The sequence below is a fragment of the Streptomyces sp. JLBG701 genome (assembly GCF_058544905.1).
This window is the reverse complement of record NZ_CM178588.1, coordinates 2,868,044-2,882,712: the sequence shown is the minus strand read 5'-3', so window position 1 is coordinate 2,882,712 and position 14,669 is coordinate 2,868,044. Positions and strand designations below refer to the sequence as shown.

Annotated in this window: 13 protein-coding genes; 7 read left to right on the top strand and 6 right to left on the bottom strand. The window is 69.9% G+C overall.

The genetic code is table 11. The features are described 5' to 3' along the window. The first annotated feature begins 11 nt into the window (after positions 1-11). The 4 genes from secG (at position 12) to pgi (ending at position 3,924) form a co-directional block, all read left to right on the top strand. On the top strand, positions 12-248 hold the full coding sequence (gene secG, locus AC5DRG_RS13195) for a preprotein translocase subunit SecG (protein WP_491810441.1): 237 nt from the start codon (positions 12-14) through the stop codon (positions 246-248). A 209-nt stretch (positions 249-457) separates the two neighbouring features. Further along, positions 458-793: an RNA polymerase-binding protein RbpA gene (locus tag AC5DRG_RS13190; RefSeq protein WP_003976875.1), complete on the top strand. Its 336-nt coding sequence runs from the start codon at positions 458-460 to the stop codon at positions 791-793. Between the two features lie 133 nt (positions 794-926). Beyond that, on the top strand, positions 927-2,195 hold the full coding sequence (locus AC5DRG_RS13185) for an MFS transporter (RefSeq protein ID WP_491810435.1): 1,269 nt from the start codon (positions 927-929) through the stop codon (positions 2,193-2,195). Between the two features lie 76 nt (positions 2,196-2,271). After that, positions 2,272-3,924 carry a glucose-6-phosphate isomerase gene (pgi, locus tag AC5DRG_RS13180; RefSeq protein WP_491810433.1) on the top strand — a complete coding sequence of 551 codons (1,653 nt, stop codon included), beginning with the start codon at positions 2,272-2,274 and terminating at the stop codon, positions 3,922-3,924. A 77-nt stretch (positions 3,925-4,001) separates the two neighbouring features. Here pgi and pgl read toward each other — a convergent pair whose 3' ends face one another. Genes pgl through tkt form a run of 5 tightly spaced genes read right to left on the bottom strand, consistent with a single transcriptional unit; the run spans position 4,002 to position 10,670 of the window. Continuing rightward, complete coding sequence (gene pgl, locus AC5DRG_RS13175) at positions 4,002-4,784, bottom strand: 6-phosphogluconolactonase (protein WP_491810431.1); 783 nt, start codon at positions 4,782-4,784, stop codon at positions 4,002-4,004. After that, positions 4,781-5,890 (bottom strand): glucose-6-phosphate dehydrogenase assembly protein OpcA, encoded by a 1,110-nt coding sequence (gene opcA / locus AC5DRG_RS13170; protein WP_491810429.1) that lies wholly within the window; start codon positions 5,888-5,890, stop codon positions 4,781-4,783. The genes pgl and opcA overlap by 4 nt, the downstream gene beginning before the upstream one ends. Further along, entirely contained in the window at positions 5,887-7,416 is a 1,530-nt protein-coding gene (gene zwf, locus AC5DRG_RS13165; RefSeq protein ID WP_491813029.1) for a glucose-6-phosphate dehydrogenase, read from the bottom strand. The genes opcA and zwf overlap by 4 nt, the downstream gene beginning before the upstream one ends. Positions 7,417-7,429: 13 nt before the next feature. Next, positions 7,430-8,548, bottom strand: a complete 1,119-nt coding sequence (gene tal / locus AC5DRG_RS13160; protein WP_491810428.1) for a transaldolase — start codon at positions 8,546-8,548, stop codon at positions 7,430-7,432. A gap of 34 nt (positions 8,549-8,582) precedes the next feature. Continuing rightward, positions 8,583-10,670, bottom strand: a complete 2,088-nt coding sequence (gene tkt / locus AC5DRG_RS13155) for a transketolase (protein ID WP_491810427.1) — start codon at positions 10,668-10,670, stop codon at positions 8,583-8,585. Positions 10,671-11,023: 353 nt separating this feature from the next. Between tkt and AC5DRG_RS13150 the strand changes: the two genes are divergently transcribed. The 3 genes from AC5DRG_RS13150 (at position 11,024) to AC5DRG_RS13140 (ending at position 13,639) form a co-directional block, all read left to right on the top strand. Then, on the top strand, positions 11,024-11,977 hold the full coding sequence (locus AC5DRG_RS13150) for a heme o synthase (RefSeq protein ID WP_491813028.1): 954 nt from the start codon (positions 11,024-11,026) through the stop codon (positions 11,975-11,977). Positions 11,978-12,080: 103 nt separating this feature from the next. Further along, the gene (locus AC5DRG_RS13145; protein WP_491810425.1) at positions 12,081-12,401 is read left to right on the top strand and encodes a hypothetical protein; all 321 of its coding nucleotides are present in this window, start codon (positions 12,081-12,083) and stop codon (positions 12,399-12,401) included. 128 nt (positions 12,402-12,529) lie between these two features. Continuing rightward, a complete protein-coding gene (locus AC5DRG_RS13140; protein ID WP_491810423.1) occupies positions 12,530-13,639 on the top strand; it encodes an amidohydrolase family protein in 1,110 nt (369 codons plus the stop codon). Positions 13,640-13,646: 7 nt separating this feature from the next. Here AC5DRG_RS13140 and AC5DRG_RS13135 read toward each other — a convergent pair whose 3' ends face one another. Next, complete coding sequence (locus AC5DRG_RS13135) at positions 13,647-14,654, bottom strand: COX15/CtaA family protein (protein ID WP_491810421.1); 1,008 nt, start codon at positions 14,652-14,654, stop codon at positions 13,647-13,649. Between the last annotated feature and the right edge of the window lie 15 nt (positions 14,655-14,669).

Here is a 14,669-nt window from a genome sequence, read left to right as displayed (position 1 = left end):
TTGGTCCAGCCGTGGTTTTGGGGTTCTCGATCGCCCTGATCGTCTTCAGCCTGCTGCTGATGCTGCTGGTGCTGATGCACAAGGGGAAGGGCGGCGGCCTCTCCGACATGTTCGGTGGCGGCATGCAGTCGTCCGTCGGCGGCTCCTCGGTCGCCGAGCGCAACCTCGACCGCATCACCCTGGTGATCGGTCTGCTGTGGTTCGCGTGCATCGTCGTCCTCGGCCTCATCATGAAGACGAACAGCTGATCGGTACGTCGCTGACGCACATTCCGTACGTAAGGCCCCATGTTCGGTACGCGCATCAAAGCGCGGCCTATCATGGGGCTTGCGTCTAGGTGTGGGGGCTGTAACTCCAACCACTGGACGCGCGTTGGGCCTTACGTAGACTGAGGCGCTCGCAACGAAGCGAAAACGCCGACTCGCTTCGCGGCACCATCACGCAGGGAGTTACGACCGTGGCAAGTGGCAACGCGATCCGAGGAAGCCGGGTCGGGGCGGGGCCGATGGGCGAGGCCGAGCGGGGCGAGTCCGCGCCCCGGCTGCGCATCTCCTTCTGGTGCTCCAACGGGCACGAGACGCAGCCCAGCTTCGCCAGCGACGCGCAGGTACCCGAAACCTGGGACTGCCCGCGCTGCGGCTTTCCCGCCGGACAAGACCGGGACAACCCGCCGGACCCGCCGCGCACCGAGCCGTACAAGACGCACCTCGCGTATGTACGGGAGCGGAGAAGCGACGCGGACGGCGAGGCGATCCTCGCCGAGGCGCTCGCCAAACTGCGAGGCGAAATCTAGAAGTTGATCCGGCCGGGCGGCCCTGCCAGCGCCTGGCCGGACGTGTTTCACGCCCCGGCGGCCGACCGCCCCCGGACCGATTGTCAGTGGTGCCCTCTACGGTTTGTGAATCGGCGAATCGTGAGGGGGAGTCGTGACGACGGTCGAGGCTGCGGGCGTGGATGCGCCCGCGTGGCGTGGGGGTTTCGGACGGCTGTGGAGTGCCGCCGTCGTCTCCCGGTTCGGGGACGCGCTGCGTACGACCGCGCTGCCGCTGCTCGCTGTCCAGCTCACGGACGATCCGCTCGTCATCGCCTCCGTGACCGCCTGCGGCTACCTCCCGTGGCTTCTGTTCGGGCTGCTCGGCGGGGCCGTGGCGGACCGGGTGGACCAGCGGCGCGCGATGTGGGCCGTGGACACCGTACGAGGGCTGCTGGTCGCGGGTTTCGCGGTGGCCGTGGGACTCGGCCACGCGTCGGTCGCGCTGCTGCTCGCGCTCGCCTTCTCCCTGACCACGTTGCAGACGCTGTTCGACAACGCCTCGACGGCGCTGCTGCCCTCCCTGGTGAACCGCGAGGCCCTCGGCAGCGCCAACGCCCGGCTGATGACCGGCCAGCAGCTCGCGGGCGGACTCCTGGCCGGACCGTTCGTGCCGCTGCTGCTCACCGCCGGGGCCTTCATGCCCTTCGCCGCCGACGCGGCCACCTATCTGCTCGCCGCCGCCCTCGTGGCCTCCCTGCGGATACCGGCACCCGAGCGCGCACCGCGCCCGGCCGGCAGCACCCTCCGTGCGGAGGTGGGCGAGGGACTGCGGGCGCTGTGGGGCGACTGGTCGCTGCGCGCGGCCTGTGTGGCGACGCTGCTCTGCAACATCGGCATGGGCGCCCTGATCGCGACACTCGTGCTGCACGTGACCCGCTGGCTGCACGCGGGCAACACGGGGTACGCGGCCGCGACGACCGTCTATGCGGTCGGCAGCCTCGCCGGCGGCCTTGTCGCCCGGCGGATCGCGGACCGGGCCGGGCGGGTCGGCGCCCTGCTCGTGGCCGGGACCGTCCAGACGGCCTCCCTGCTGCTCGTCGGCACGGTCCGCCACCTGGGCGCGCTGCTCGTGGGGATGCTGCTCCTCGGCGCCATGGGCATGGTGTGGAACGTCAACCAGGTCACGCTGATGCAGCAGCGCAGTCCCGAGTCCATGGTGGGCCGCATAGCCTCCGCGTTCCGCACCGCCTCCACGTCCGGAGCGCCGCTCGGTGCCCTCCTCGGCGGGGCCGTGGCGGGGACGTACGGGCTGAACGGGCCCGCGCTGCTGGCGGCCGTGCTCTTCGGGCTCGCCGTCATCTCGTTGATACCGGCGGTCAAGCCCGACGTACCTGTTGTTGCACCGCGCGACGACGACACGACAGGTCATGTCCCACGCTGATCAATTAGGTTGGGACGGGCAGCGGGGCAAGGCAGACAGCAGCACACGCAGGCACGAAAGAAGGCTGAAGTCCGAGATGAACGCAGACAGCCGTACCCGGCTCAACCAGACGCCCGAGTGGACCGCTCTCGCCAAGCACCGCGAGGAGCTCGGCGACGCGCGGCTGCGGGAGTTGTTCGCCGCCGATCCGGGGCGCGGCTCCGGGTACACGCTCCAGGTCGGCGACCTGCACGTCGACTACTCCAAGCACCTCGTCACCGACGAGACCCTGCGGCTGCTGCGCGAACTGGCCGCCGCGACCGACGTCTTCGGCCTCCGGGACGCCATGTTCCGCGGCGAGAAGATCAACACCACCGAGGACCGGGCCGTGCTGCACACCGCGCTGCGCGCCCCACGGGACGCGGTGATCGAGGTCGACGGGGAGAACGTCGTGCCGGCCGTGCACGCCGTGCTCGACAAGATGGCCGGCTTCTCCGAGCGCGTCCGCTCCGGCGCCTGGACCGGCCACACCGGCAAGCGCATCAAGAACGTGGTCAACATCGGTATCGGCGGCTCCGACCTGGGCCCGGCGATGGCGTACGAGGTGCTGCGCAGCTTCACCGACCGCGACCTCACGGTCCGCTTCGTGTCGAACGTGGACGGCGCCGACCTGCACGAGGCCGTGAGGGACCTGGACCCGGCCGAGACGCTGTTCATCATCGCCTCGAAGACGTTCACCACGATCGAGACGATCACCAACGCGACCTCGGCCCGGAACTGGCTGCTGACCGAGCTGAAGGCCGGTCAGGAAGCCGTCGCCAAGCACTTCGTGGCGCTGTCGACCAACGCCGAGAAGGTGTCGGACTTCGGTATCGACACGGCGAACATGTTCGAGTTCTGGGACTGGGTCGGCGGGCGGTACTCCTACGACTCGGCGATCGGCCTGTCGCTGATGATCGCCATCGGCGCGGACCGCTTCCGGGAGATGCTCGACGGGTTCCGGCTCGTCGACGAGCACTTCCGCACCGCGCCCGCCGAGTCCAACGTGCCGTTGCTGCTCGGCCTGTTGGGTGTCTGGTACGGCAACTTCCACGACGCCCAGTCGCATGCCGTGCTGCCCTACAGCCACTACCTGTCCAAGTTCACCGCGTACCTCCAGCAGCTCGACATGGAGTCCAACGGCAAGTACGTCGACCGGGACGGCCAGGAGGTCGACTGGCAGACCGGGCCCGTCGTGTGGGGCACGCCCGGCACCAACGGGCAGCACGCCTACTACCAACTGATCCACCAGGGCACGAAGTTGATCCCGGCGGACTTCATCGGCTTCGCCGAGCCTGTCGCCGACCTGCTGCCCGGTCTGGTCGCCCAGCACGACCTGCTGATGGCCAACTTCTTCGCCCAGACCCAGGCGTTGGCCTTCGGCAAGACGCCGGACGAGGTGCGGGCGGAGGGTGTGGCCGAGGAGCTGGTGCCGCACAAGACCTTCAAGGGCAACCACCCCACCACCACCATCCTGGCCCGCGAGCTGACCCCGTCGGTCCTCGGCCAGCTCATCGCCCTCTACGAGCACAAGGTGTTCGTCCAGGGCGCGATCTGGAACATCGACTCCTTCGACCAGTGGGGCGTCGAGCTCGGCAAGGTGCTGGCCAAGCGCGTAGAACCCGCGCTCACCGAGGGCGCCGACGTACCCGGCCTGGACGCGTCCACCCAGGCCCTGGTCGCCAAGTACCGGGAGCTGCGCGGGCGTTGAGCCCACCGGAAGAGCTGAAGCCCCCGTGCGACCGGAGGCCGTACGGGGGCTTCAGCGGGATGCCGGTGCCGGGTGTATCAGGGCGAAGCCGGCGGATACAGCGACCTCGGCAGCCGGGAAGCCGCCGCCGAGTCCAGCAGCCACAGGGTGCGCTGCCTGCCGTACGCGCCCGCCGCCGGGGCCTGCACCTCGCCCGCGCCCGACAGGGCGATGGCCGCGGCCTGCGCCTTGTCCTCGCCGGCCGCCAGCAGCCACACCTCACGGGCCGCCCGGATCGCCGGGAGGGTGAGGGTGACCCGGGTCGGCGGGGGCTTGGGGGCGCCGTGGACGCCGACCACCGTGCGCTCGGTCTCGCGTACGGCCGGCAGCTCCGGGAAGAGCGAGGCAACGTGGGTGTCCGGGCCGACGCCCAGCATCAGGACGTCGAAGGTGGGCACCGAGCCGTGGTTCTCGGGGCCCGCGGCCAGCGCCAGCTCCTCCGCGTAGGCGGCCGCGGCCGCTTCCGCGTCGGCGCCGTGGGGACCGTCCGACGCGGGCATGGCATGCACACGCTTCGGGTCCAGCGGTACGGAGTCCAGCAGGGCCTCCCGGGCCTGCGTGACATTGCGCTCCGGATCGCCCTCGGGCAGGAACCGCTCGTCCCCCCACCACAGGTCGAGGCGGCCCCAGTCGATGGCGTCCCGGGCGGGCGCGGCCGCCAGTGCGGCGAGCAGGCCGTTGCCGTTGCGGCCGCCGGTGAGCACGACCGAGGCGTAGCCGCGCGAGGCCTGCGCGTCCACGATCTTCGTGATCAGGCGGGCCGCGGCGGCCTGGGCCATCAACTCCTTGTCGCGGTGGACGACCAGTTGGGGAGTGCTCACTGCGGATCCGCTTTCCTGACCGGGGGCATCTGTGCCGGCGTGGGCCGGTCGGTGTCGCCGTTGCCCGCCGACGTGCTGGACGTCAGGCCGGGGGCCTCCGGGTCCGGTACCGCGCGGACCGGGAGCGGGACGGACGGTGTGGGCTGGGCGATCGCCTCGACCCTCTCCATGGCCGACTGGAGCCCGCCCAGCCGGTCCACGCCGAACCGCAGGGCGGACGCGTAGGTGTCGTCCGGGTCGAGCCTGCGCAGCTCCTCCGCGAGCAGTTCGGAGGTCTCGCGGCGCTTGAGCGCCACCGCGCGGTCGGGCTGGCCGGGCAGCGCCAGCGTGGCCATGCGGCCGTCCGACCGGTGCAGCGTGATGGGGCCGGCGGTCGTCTCCAGGCGTACCTGGGTCAGGCCGGGACCGGCGGAGACCGCGCGCCGGACGTGCACATGGAGGCGGTCGGCGAGCCACATGGCGAGCAGTTCGACGCTCGGGTTGGACTCCTCGCCCGCCACTTCGGCGGAGACGATCTCGGCGTCGATCTGGTCGAGTGCGGCCGCCAGCATCGAGCGCCACGGGGTGATCCGGGCCCAGGCCAGGTCGGTGTCGCCCGGCTCGTAGCTCTCGGCGCGGGACCGTAGTTCGTCGACGGGCTTCTCCGCCGCGAAGCTGTCGGTGACCCGGCGCTGGCTCAGGGCGCCCAGCGGGTCGCTCGCCGTGTCGCGCGGGGCGTCCACCGACCACCAGACGACGACCGGCGCGTCCGGCAGCAGCAGCGGCAGCACCACGGACTGGGCGTGGTCGGAGACCTCGCCGTACAGCCGGAGTATGACCGTCTCGCCGCTACCGGCGTCCGCGCCCACCCGGACCTCGGCGTCGAGGCGGGACTGGGTGCGGCCCCGGGGCGAGCGGGAGACGCGCTTGATGACCACGAGCGTGCGCGAGGGGTGCTCGTGCGACGCGTCGTTGGCGGCCTTGAGTGCGTCGTAGGCGTTCTCCTCGTCCGTCACGACGACGAGGGTGAGGACCATGCCGACGGCGGGGGTGCCGATGGCGCGGCGGCCCTTGACGAGCGCCTTGTTGATCTTGCTGGCCGTGGTGTCGGTCAGGTCTATCTTCATGGCCTGCGCCAGCTCCGTCCGTCTCGTGCGAGCATCTCGTCCGCCTCCACGGGGCCCCAGGTGCCCGACTGGTACTGCGCGGGCTTGCCGTGCTTGTCCCAGTACTGCTCGATCGGGTCGAGGATCTGCCAGGACAGCTCGACCTCCTCGGTGCGCGGGAAGAGGTTCGAGTCGCCGAGCAGGACGTCGAGGATCAGCCGCTCGTAAGCCTCGGGGCTGGACTCCGTGAACGACTCGCCGTAGGCGAAGTCCATGGACACGTCCCGGATCTCCATCGAGGTGCCGGGCACCTTGGAGCCGAAGCGGACGGTGATGCCCTCGTCGGGCTGGACGCGGATGACGATCGCGTTCTGGCCCAGCTCCTCCGTCGCCGTGTGGTCGAAGGGAGAGTGCGGGGCGCGCTGGAAGACGACCGCGATCTCGGTGACGCGGCGGCCCAGACGCTTGCCGGTGCGCAGGTAGAAGGGGACGCCCGCCCAGCGGCGGTTGTCGACCTCCAGCTTGATCGCGGCGTACGTGTCGGTCTTCGACTTGGGGTCGATGCCCTCCTCCTGGAGGTACCCGACCGCCTTCTCGCCGCCCTGCCAGCCGGCCGCGTACTGCCCGCGGACCGTGTCCGCGCCCAGGTCCTTCGGCAGCTTGACCGCACCGAGCACCTTGGTCTTCTCGGCGGCGAGCGCGTCCGCGTCGAAGGAGGCGGGCTCCTCCATGGCAGTCAGAGCCATCAGCTGGAGGAGGTGGTTCTGGATGACGTCACGGGCGGCGCCGATGCCGTCGTAGTAGCCGGCCCGGCCGCCGATGCCGATGTCCTCGGCCATCGTGATCTGTACGTGGTCCACGAACGACCGGTTCCAGATCGGCTCGAACATCTGGTTGGCGAAGCGCAGCGCCAGGATGTTCTGGACCGTCTCCTTGCCCAGATAGTGGTCGATGCGGAAGACCTGGTCCGGGGCGAAGACCTCCTCGACCGTCGAGTTGAGCTCCTCGGCCGACTCGAGGTCGTGGCCGAAGGGCTTCTCGATGACCGCGCGCCGCCAGGATCCGCCGTCCTGGTCCGCCAGACCGTGCTTCTTCAGCTGCTTGATGACCACCGGGAAGGCGGACGGCGGCACGGAGAGGTAGAAGGCGAAGTTGCCGCCCGTCCCCTGCGCCTTGTCCAGCTCCTGGATGGTGGAGCGCAGCCGCTCGAAGGAGTCGTCGTCGTCGAAGGTGCCCTGGACGAAGCGCATCCCCTGGATGAGCTGCTGCCAGACCTCCTCGCGGAACGGCGTACGGGCGTGTTCCTTGACGGCGTCGTGGACCTCCTGGGCGAAGTCCTCGTTCTGCCACTCGCGGCGGGCGAAGCCGACGAGTGAGAAGCCCGGGGGCAGCAGCCCGCGGTTGGCGAGGTCGTAAACAGCGGGCATCAGCTTTTTACGGGACAAATCGCCTGTGACACCGAAGATGACCAGGCCCGACGGCCCCGCGATACGCGGGAGCCGTCGGTCGGCGGGGTCACGAAGCGGATTCGCTCCGGAACCGGACAGAGGAGCCAAGGTCTCAGCCCTCCGAAGGGGCGAGGCGCTCGAGTTCCGCCTCGGTCGACTTGAGCAGGTCGTTCCAGGACGCCTCGAACTTCTCGACGCCCTCGTCTTCCAGGAGCTGCACCACGTCGTCGTACGAGATCCCGAGCGCCTCGACGGCGTCGAGGTCGGCGCGGGCCTGCTCGTACGTGCCGGCGATGGTGTTGCCGATGATCTGACCGTGGTCCTCGGTGGCGAAGAGGGTGGCCTCCGGCATGGTGTTCACCGTGTTCGGCGCGACCAGGTCGTCGACGTACAGGGTGTCCTTGTACGCCTTGTCCTTGACGCCCGTCGAGGCCCACAGCGGGCGCTGCTTGTTGGCCTGCGCCTTGTCGAGGGCCGCCCAGCGGTCGGTCGAGAAGACCTCCTCGTACGCCTGGTAGGCGAGCCGCGCGTTGGCGAGGCCGGCCTTGCCACGGGCGGCCTTGGCGGCGTCCGTGCCGAGCGCGTCGATCCGCTTGTCGATCTCGGTGTCCACGCGGGACACGAAGAAGGAGGCGACGGAGTGGATCTTCGAGAGGTCGAGACCCTTCTCGCGCGCCTTCTCCAGACCCGCGAGGTAGGCGTCCATGACCTCGCGGTAGCGCTCCAGGGAGAAGATCAGCGTGACGTTGACGCTGATGCCGAGGCCGATGACCTCGGTGATCGCCGGGAGGCCCGCCTTGGTGGCCGGGATCTTGATGAGCGTGTTGGGACGGTCCACCAGCCAGGCCAGCTGCTTGGCCTCGGCGATGGTCGCCCGGGTGTTGTGCGCCAGACGCGGGTCGACCTCGATCGACACCCGGCCGTCCTGGCCCTGCGTGGCGTCGTAGACCGGGCGCAGGATGTCGGCGGCGTCGCGGACGTCCGCCGTGGTGATCATGCGGAGGGCTTCTTCGACGGTGACCTTGCGGGCGGCGAGGTCGGCCACCTGCGGCTCGTAACCGTCGCCGCTGCTGATCGCCTTCTGGAAGATCGACGGGTTGGTGGTGACGCCCACGACGTGCTGCTGGTCGATCAGTTCGGCGAGGTTGCCGGACGTGATCCGCTGGCGCGACAGGTCGTCCAGCCAGATCGCGACGCCTTCCTCGGAGAGGCGCTTGAGTGCGTCTGTCATGGAAATTGCATCTCCTACGTGTCGTATATCAGCGTCAGCGCTGGGCGGCGGCGATGGATTCCCGCGCCTTGGCGGCCACATTCTCGGCAGTGAAGCCGAACTCCTGGAAGAGCACCTTGCCGTCGGCGGAAGCACCGAAGTGCTCCAGGGAAACGATGCGACCCGCGTCCCCGACGAAGCGGTGCCACGTCAGACCGATACCGGCCTCGACCGCGACACGCGCCTTGACGGACGGGGGCAGAACGCTGTCCCGGTACCCCTGCTCCTGCTCGTCGAACCACTCCACGGACGGCATCGACACGACGCGCGTCGGAACGCCGTCGGCCTCCAGCTGCTCGCGCGCCCCGACGGCCACGTGGACCTCGGAACCGGTCGCGATGAGGATCACCTCGGGCGTGCCCGTGGAGGCCTCGAACAGGATGTAACCGCCCTTGGCGGCATCCTCGTTGGCCTCGTACGTGGGCACACCCTGACGGGTGAGCGCCAGACCGTGCGGGGCACCCTTGCCGAAGACCTTCGTCCAGCGCTTGAGGATCTCGCGCCAGGCGATGGTGGTCTCGTTGGCGTCCGCCGGGCGGACCACGTTCAGACCGGGGATCGCGCGCAGCGAGGCCAGGTGCTCGACCGGCTGGTGCGTGGGGCCGTCCTCGCCGAGACCGATCGAGTCGTGCGTCCACACGTACGTCACCGGCACGTGCATCAGAGCCGAAAGCCGCACCGCGTTGCGCATGTAGTCGGAGAAGACGAGGAACGTACCGCCGTAGACACGGGTGTTGCCGTGCAGGGCGATGCCGTTCATCTCCGCGGCCATGGAGTGCTCGCGGATACCGAAGTGGATGGTGCGGCCGTACGGGTTCGCCTCGGGCAGCGGGTTGTCCGCGGGGAGGAACGAACTCGTCTTGTCGATCGTCGTGTTGTTGGAGCCGGCCAGGTCGGCCGAGCCGCCCCACAGCTCCGGGATGACCGCACCCAGCGCCTGGAGCACCTTGCCGGACGCGGCGCGCGTGGCGACGCCCTTGCCCGTCTCGAAGACCGGGAGCTTCTCCTCCCAGCCCTTGGGCAGCTCGCCCGCGGCGATGCGGTCGAACTCGGCGGCGCGCTCGGCGTTGTTGTTGCGCCACTCCTGGAAGGACTTCTCCCACTCGGCCTTGGCCTGACGGCCGCGATCCAGCGCCGCGCGCGTGTGGTTGAGGACCTCGTCCGAGACCTCGAAGGACTTCTCCGGGTCGAAGCCGAGGACGCGCTTGGTGGCCGCGACCTCGTCGTCGCCGAGCGCCGAGCCGTGCGCGGCCTCGGTGTTCTGCGCGTTCGGGGCCGGCCAGGCGATGATCGAGCGCATCGCGATGAAGGACGGCTTGTCCGTCACCAGCTTCGCGGCCTCGATGGCGTTGTAGATGGCGTGCGGGTCGAGGTCGCCGTCCGGCTTCGGGGCGACACGCTGGACATGCCAGCCGTACGCCTCGTAGCGCTTGACGGTGTCCTCGGAGACGGCCGTCTCGGTGTCGCCCTCGATCGAGATGTGGTTGTCGTCCCACAGCAGGATCAGGTTGCCGAGCTCCTGGTGACCGGCCATCGAGGACGCCTCGGCGGAGATGCCCTCCTGGAGGCAGCCGTCACCGGCGATCGCGTAGATGAAGTGGTCGAAGGGCGACTCGCCCTGCGGGGCCTCGGGGTCGAACAGACCGCGCTCGTAGCGGGCGGCCATCGCCATGCCCACGGCGTTGGCGACACCCTGGCCCAGCGGGCCGGTGGTGGTCTCCACACCGGTGGTGTGCCCGTACTCGGGGTGACCCGGGGTCTTGGAACCCCATGTCCGGAAAGCCTTCAGGTCGTCCAGCTCAAGGCCGAAACCAGCCAGGTAGAGCTGCGTGTAGAGGGTCAGGGACGAGTGGCCCGCGGACAGCACGAAACGGTCGCGCCCGACCCAGTCGGCGTCCGCCGGGTCGTGCCGCATCACCTTCTGGAAGAGGGTGTACGCGGCGGGGGCCAGGCTCATCGCCGTACCGGGATGGCCGTTGCCGACCTTTTGTACGGCGTCGGCGGCCAGGACGCGGGCGGTGTCAACGGCCCGCTGGTCCAACTCGGTCCACTCGAGGTCTGTGGTGGTCGGCTTGGTGCTCACCCTGGGTCAGGGCTCCTCTCCACATGTCACGCATGTCGAATGCCGGTGCACTGGGCGCCCCGGCCGTTGTCGAGCCTACCCCCGTGAGTACGTGCGTTTTTTCGACTCATTCCAGACTGCCGGGAGTCCGGGGGATCCGCCTCCCGGCTGGTCGGATCACGTTCGGCAAGTGAATACGGAGGCGCTCGTCCGAGTGCTCAACAGAGTGCCGTCGAGCTCTTCCGGAGGCGCCGCCCAACACGACCCCACCCCCGCGAATATCCGGGTCTGGGCAACGTCTACAGTGGCGTGGTACGCGCGAGCCTTTACCCGGACTTCACATGGGGAGGCTTGCTGGGATGTCTCTGTCAGGGGTGTGCGTGACGGCCGTTGAATCCCGTCCAGCGGGGATTATCGGGACGAGCCAGAGCCCGAGCCACCGGCCGATCGGGGCCCGTGTCAAGGCGTTCGTGGCGCTGACCAAGCCGCGGATCATCGAGCTGCTGCTCATCACCACCGTTCCGGTGATGTTCCTGGCGGAGCAGGGTGTGCCGGACCTCCGGCTGGTCCTCCTCACCTGCGTCGGCGGCTACCTCTCCGCGGGCGGCGCCAACGCCCTCAACATGTACATCGACCGCGACATCGACGCGCTCATGGACCGCACCTCACAGCGCCCCCTGGTCACCGGCATGGTCAGCCCGCGCGAATGCCTCGCCTTCGGCAGCGCCCTCGCGGTCGTCTCGACGCTCCTGTTCGGCCTGACCGTCAACTGGCTGTCGGCCTGGCTGTCCCTCGGCGCACTCCTCTTCTACGTGGTCGTCTACACGGTGATCCTCAAGCGCCGTACCTCGCAGAACATCGTGTGGGGCGGCATCGCCGGCTGCATGCCGGTCCTGATCGGCTGGTCCGCGGTCACGGGCTCCCTCTCCTGGGCGCCGGTCATCCTCTTCCTCGTCATCTTCTTCTGGACGCCGCCGCACTACTGGCCGCTGTCCATGAAGGTGCGGGAGGACTACGCGCGCGTGGGCGTCCCGATGCTGCCGGTCATCGCCTCCAACAAGGTCGTCGCCAAGCAGATCGTCATCTACAGCTGGGTGATGGTCGCGGTCTCCCTCCTGCTGACGCCCCTCGGCTACACGGGCTGGTTCTACACGGCGGTCGCCCTGGCGGCGGGCGGCTGGTGGCTGTGGGAGGCACACGCGCTGCAGAATCGCGCACGGGGCGAGGTGACCGGCGTGAAGCTCAAGGAGATGCGCCTGTTCCACTGGTCCATCACCTACGTCTCGCTGCTGTTCGTGGCGGTGGCGGTGGACCCCTTCCTCCGCTAGCACTTCGTACGTCTCGTATACGTCGTCTGCGGGCGGGGTGCGTGGTCAAGGCCACGCACCCCGCCCGTCGCCGTTTGATCTACCCATCGGTAGCATCCTGACCATGGCAGACACGCAGCAGGTTGACGCGAAGGCCGAGCGCAAGGTGACCCGGCTCGCCAAGCAGATCAACGCCTTCTCCAAGGCGCACGGCGGGGCCGAGGGCCAGATCGCGTACATCGGCGAGCGGGGCGCCCGCATCGTCCTCGTCGGCGAGGACGGCGGCTGGGGCGATCTGGTCGCCCCCACGATGGCGATCGCCGAGCAGGCGGTGGCGAAGTCCGGGATCACGGTCCACGAGGACTTCGACGGCGAGTTCGCGGCCAAGGTGAAGACGAGCGAGTACGAGTGGAAGCGCATGGCCGGCATCCAGATCGGCGGCTGAGAAGCGAACCTCGGGGGCGACGGCTGACAGCCGTCGGTCATTCACACAGGGTGTGCGTGACCAACACCTGATCCCCGTTTCACCCGTTAGGCCCTGAGAAAGGACAAGGGCCAGCCACGGGAGTCCGGATGATCGAAACGCCGTCCCTCGTGGACCAGTACTGCCACGGCGTACTGAGAACAGAGCTGGGCCTCGGTACCTTCGAGGCCCAGCTGGCCCGCACCGAGGGCCCGCCCGCGCCCGGAACGACTCTGTTCGACACCCAGACGGGCTTCGCCGTACGCCGTTGGTGCCCCCCTCTCCTCGGCCTTGAGCCGCACTCCCCGCCCGCCCGTTATCTCGCGCGCCGCCGTGAACTCGGCGTACTGGAGGCGGGCCGCAGACTGCTGCGCGGCAGTGGCATCACGACGTATCTCGTCGACACAGGTCTGCCGGGCGACCTCACCGGACCGACCGAGATGGCCTCCGCCGGGGACGCCGACGCACGCGAGATCGTGCGTCTGGAGCTGCTGGCCGAACAGGTCGCCGACACCTCCGGGACGGTCGAGTCGTTTCTCGCCAATCTCGCCGAGTCGGTGCACGGGGCCGCCGCGAGCGCCGTCGCCTTCACCTCGGTGGCGGGCGTACGGCACGGGCTCGCGCTGGCACCGGAGCCGCCCGGGCCGGGTGAGGTACGCGGCGCGGCGGGCCGCTGGCTGGCCGGACGCGGGGTCGGCGGAACCCTGAGCGACCCGGTGCTGCTGCGCCATCTGCTGTGGATCGCGGTCGCCTCCGGGCTGCCCCTCCAGCTCCACGCCGGGCTCGGCGAACCGGGCCTGCGCATCGACCGTACCGACCCGGTCCTGCTCACGGACTTCGTCCGGGCGACGGCGGGCCTGGGCACGGACCTGGTCCTTCTCCACGGCTACCCCTACCACCGCCATGCCGCCCACCTCGCCGGCGTCTTCCCGCACGTCTACGCCGACTCGGGCGCCGCCCTCGTCCGCACCGGCGCCCGCGCCGCGACGATCCTCGCGGAGATCCTGGAGCTGGCCCCCTTCGGCAAGATCCTCTTCTCCAGCGGGGCCCACGGCCTGCCCGAGCTGCACGTCGTGGGCGCGCGGCTGTTCCGCGAGGCGCTGGGGCGCGTGCTGGGCAACTGGGTCGCCGAGGGGGCGTGGTCGCTGGCGGACGCGCAGCGGGTGGCTGGGCTGATCGCGGCGGGGACCGCGCGGAGGGTGTACGGGCTGGATGAGTGAGCCGGGGTCAGGCCTTGGTCAGCGTGGCCTCGGCCGAAAGACCGGGCACGTCGGCCGGCACGTCGGGCCGCTCCCGCAGCGCCAGCAGCACCCGCAGCACCGCGATCCACACCAGCCCCGAGCCGAGCATGTGGAGGCCGACCAGGGCTTCGGGAAGGTCCGTGAAGTACTGGACGTAGCCGATGACGCCCTGGGCCATGAGGATCAGGAAGAGGTCGCGGGCGCGGGACAGCGGGCCCTTGGGGGCGTCGACCGCCTTGAGGACGAACCACAGGGCGAAGGTCAGCGTGACCACGATCCAGGCGAGTACGGCGTGCAGCTTGCTGATGGTCTCCCAGTCCAGCGGCATGCGCTCGACCTCGCTGGAGTCGCCCGCGTGCGGGCCGGAGCCGGTCACCACCGTGCCGACCGCGATCAGCAGCACCGAGGCCGCGACCAGGAACCACACCAACTGCTGCACGGCCTTGCCGACCAGCGGACGCGGAGCTCCGTCGCCCTCCCGGGTGCGCTGCCACATCACCGTGGCGACCGCGATCAGGGCCGAGGAGAGCAGGAAGTGCGCGGCGACCGTGTACGGGTTGAGGCCCACGAGGACCACGACGCCGCCGAGTACCGCGTTGCTCATCACGACCCAGAACTGCGCCCAGCCCAGCCGGGTGAGGGCGCGCCGGTACGGCTTCTCGGAGCGCGCCGCGATGATCGCCCAGCCGACGGCGGCGCACAGCACGTACGTCAGCATGCGGTTGCCGAACTCGATCACCCCGTGCACGCCCATGGCGCTGGTGGTGGTGAGCGAGTCGTCGGTGCACTTGGGCCAGGTCGGGCAGCCGAGTCCGGACCCGGTCAGCCGCACCGCACCGCCGGTGACCACGATGACCACCGACATGACGAGCGCGGCGAGAGCCGCCCGCTGGACCGTCCGAGGAGTCGGCGTCCAACGTGCGGCGATGAAGGCGAGCGGGTTGCGCACGGCGGCTACGGCGTCGGCGGGGGTCACGTTTGGCACGGGGACCATCGTAGGGGGCCGCTT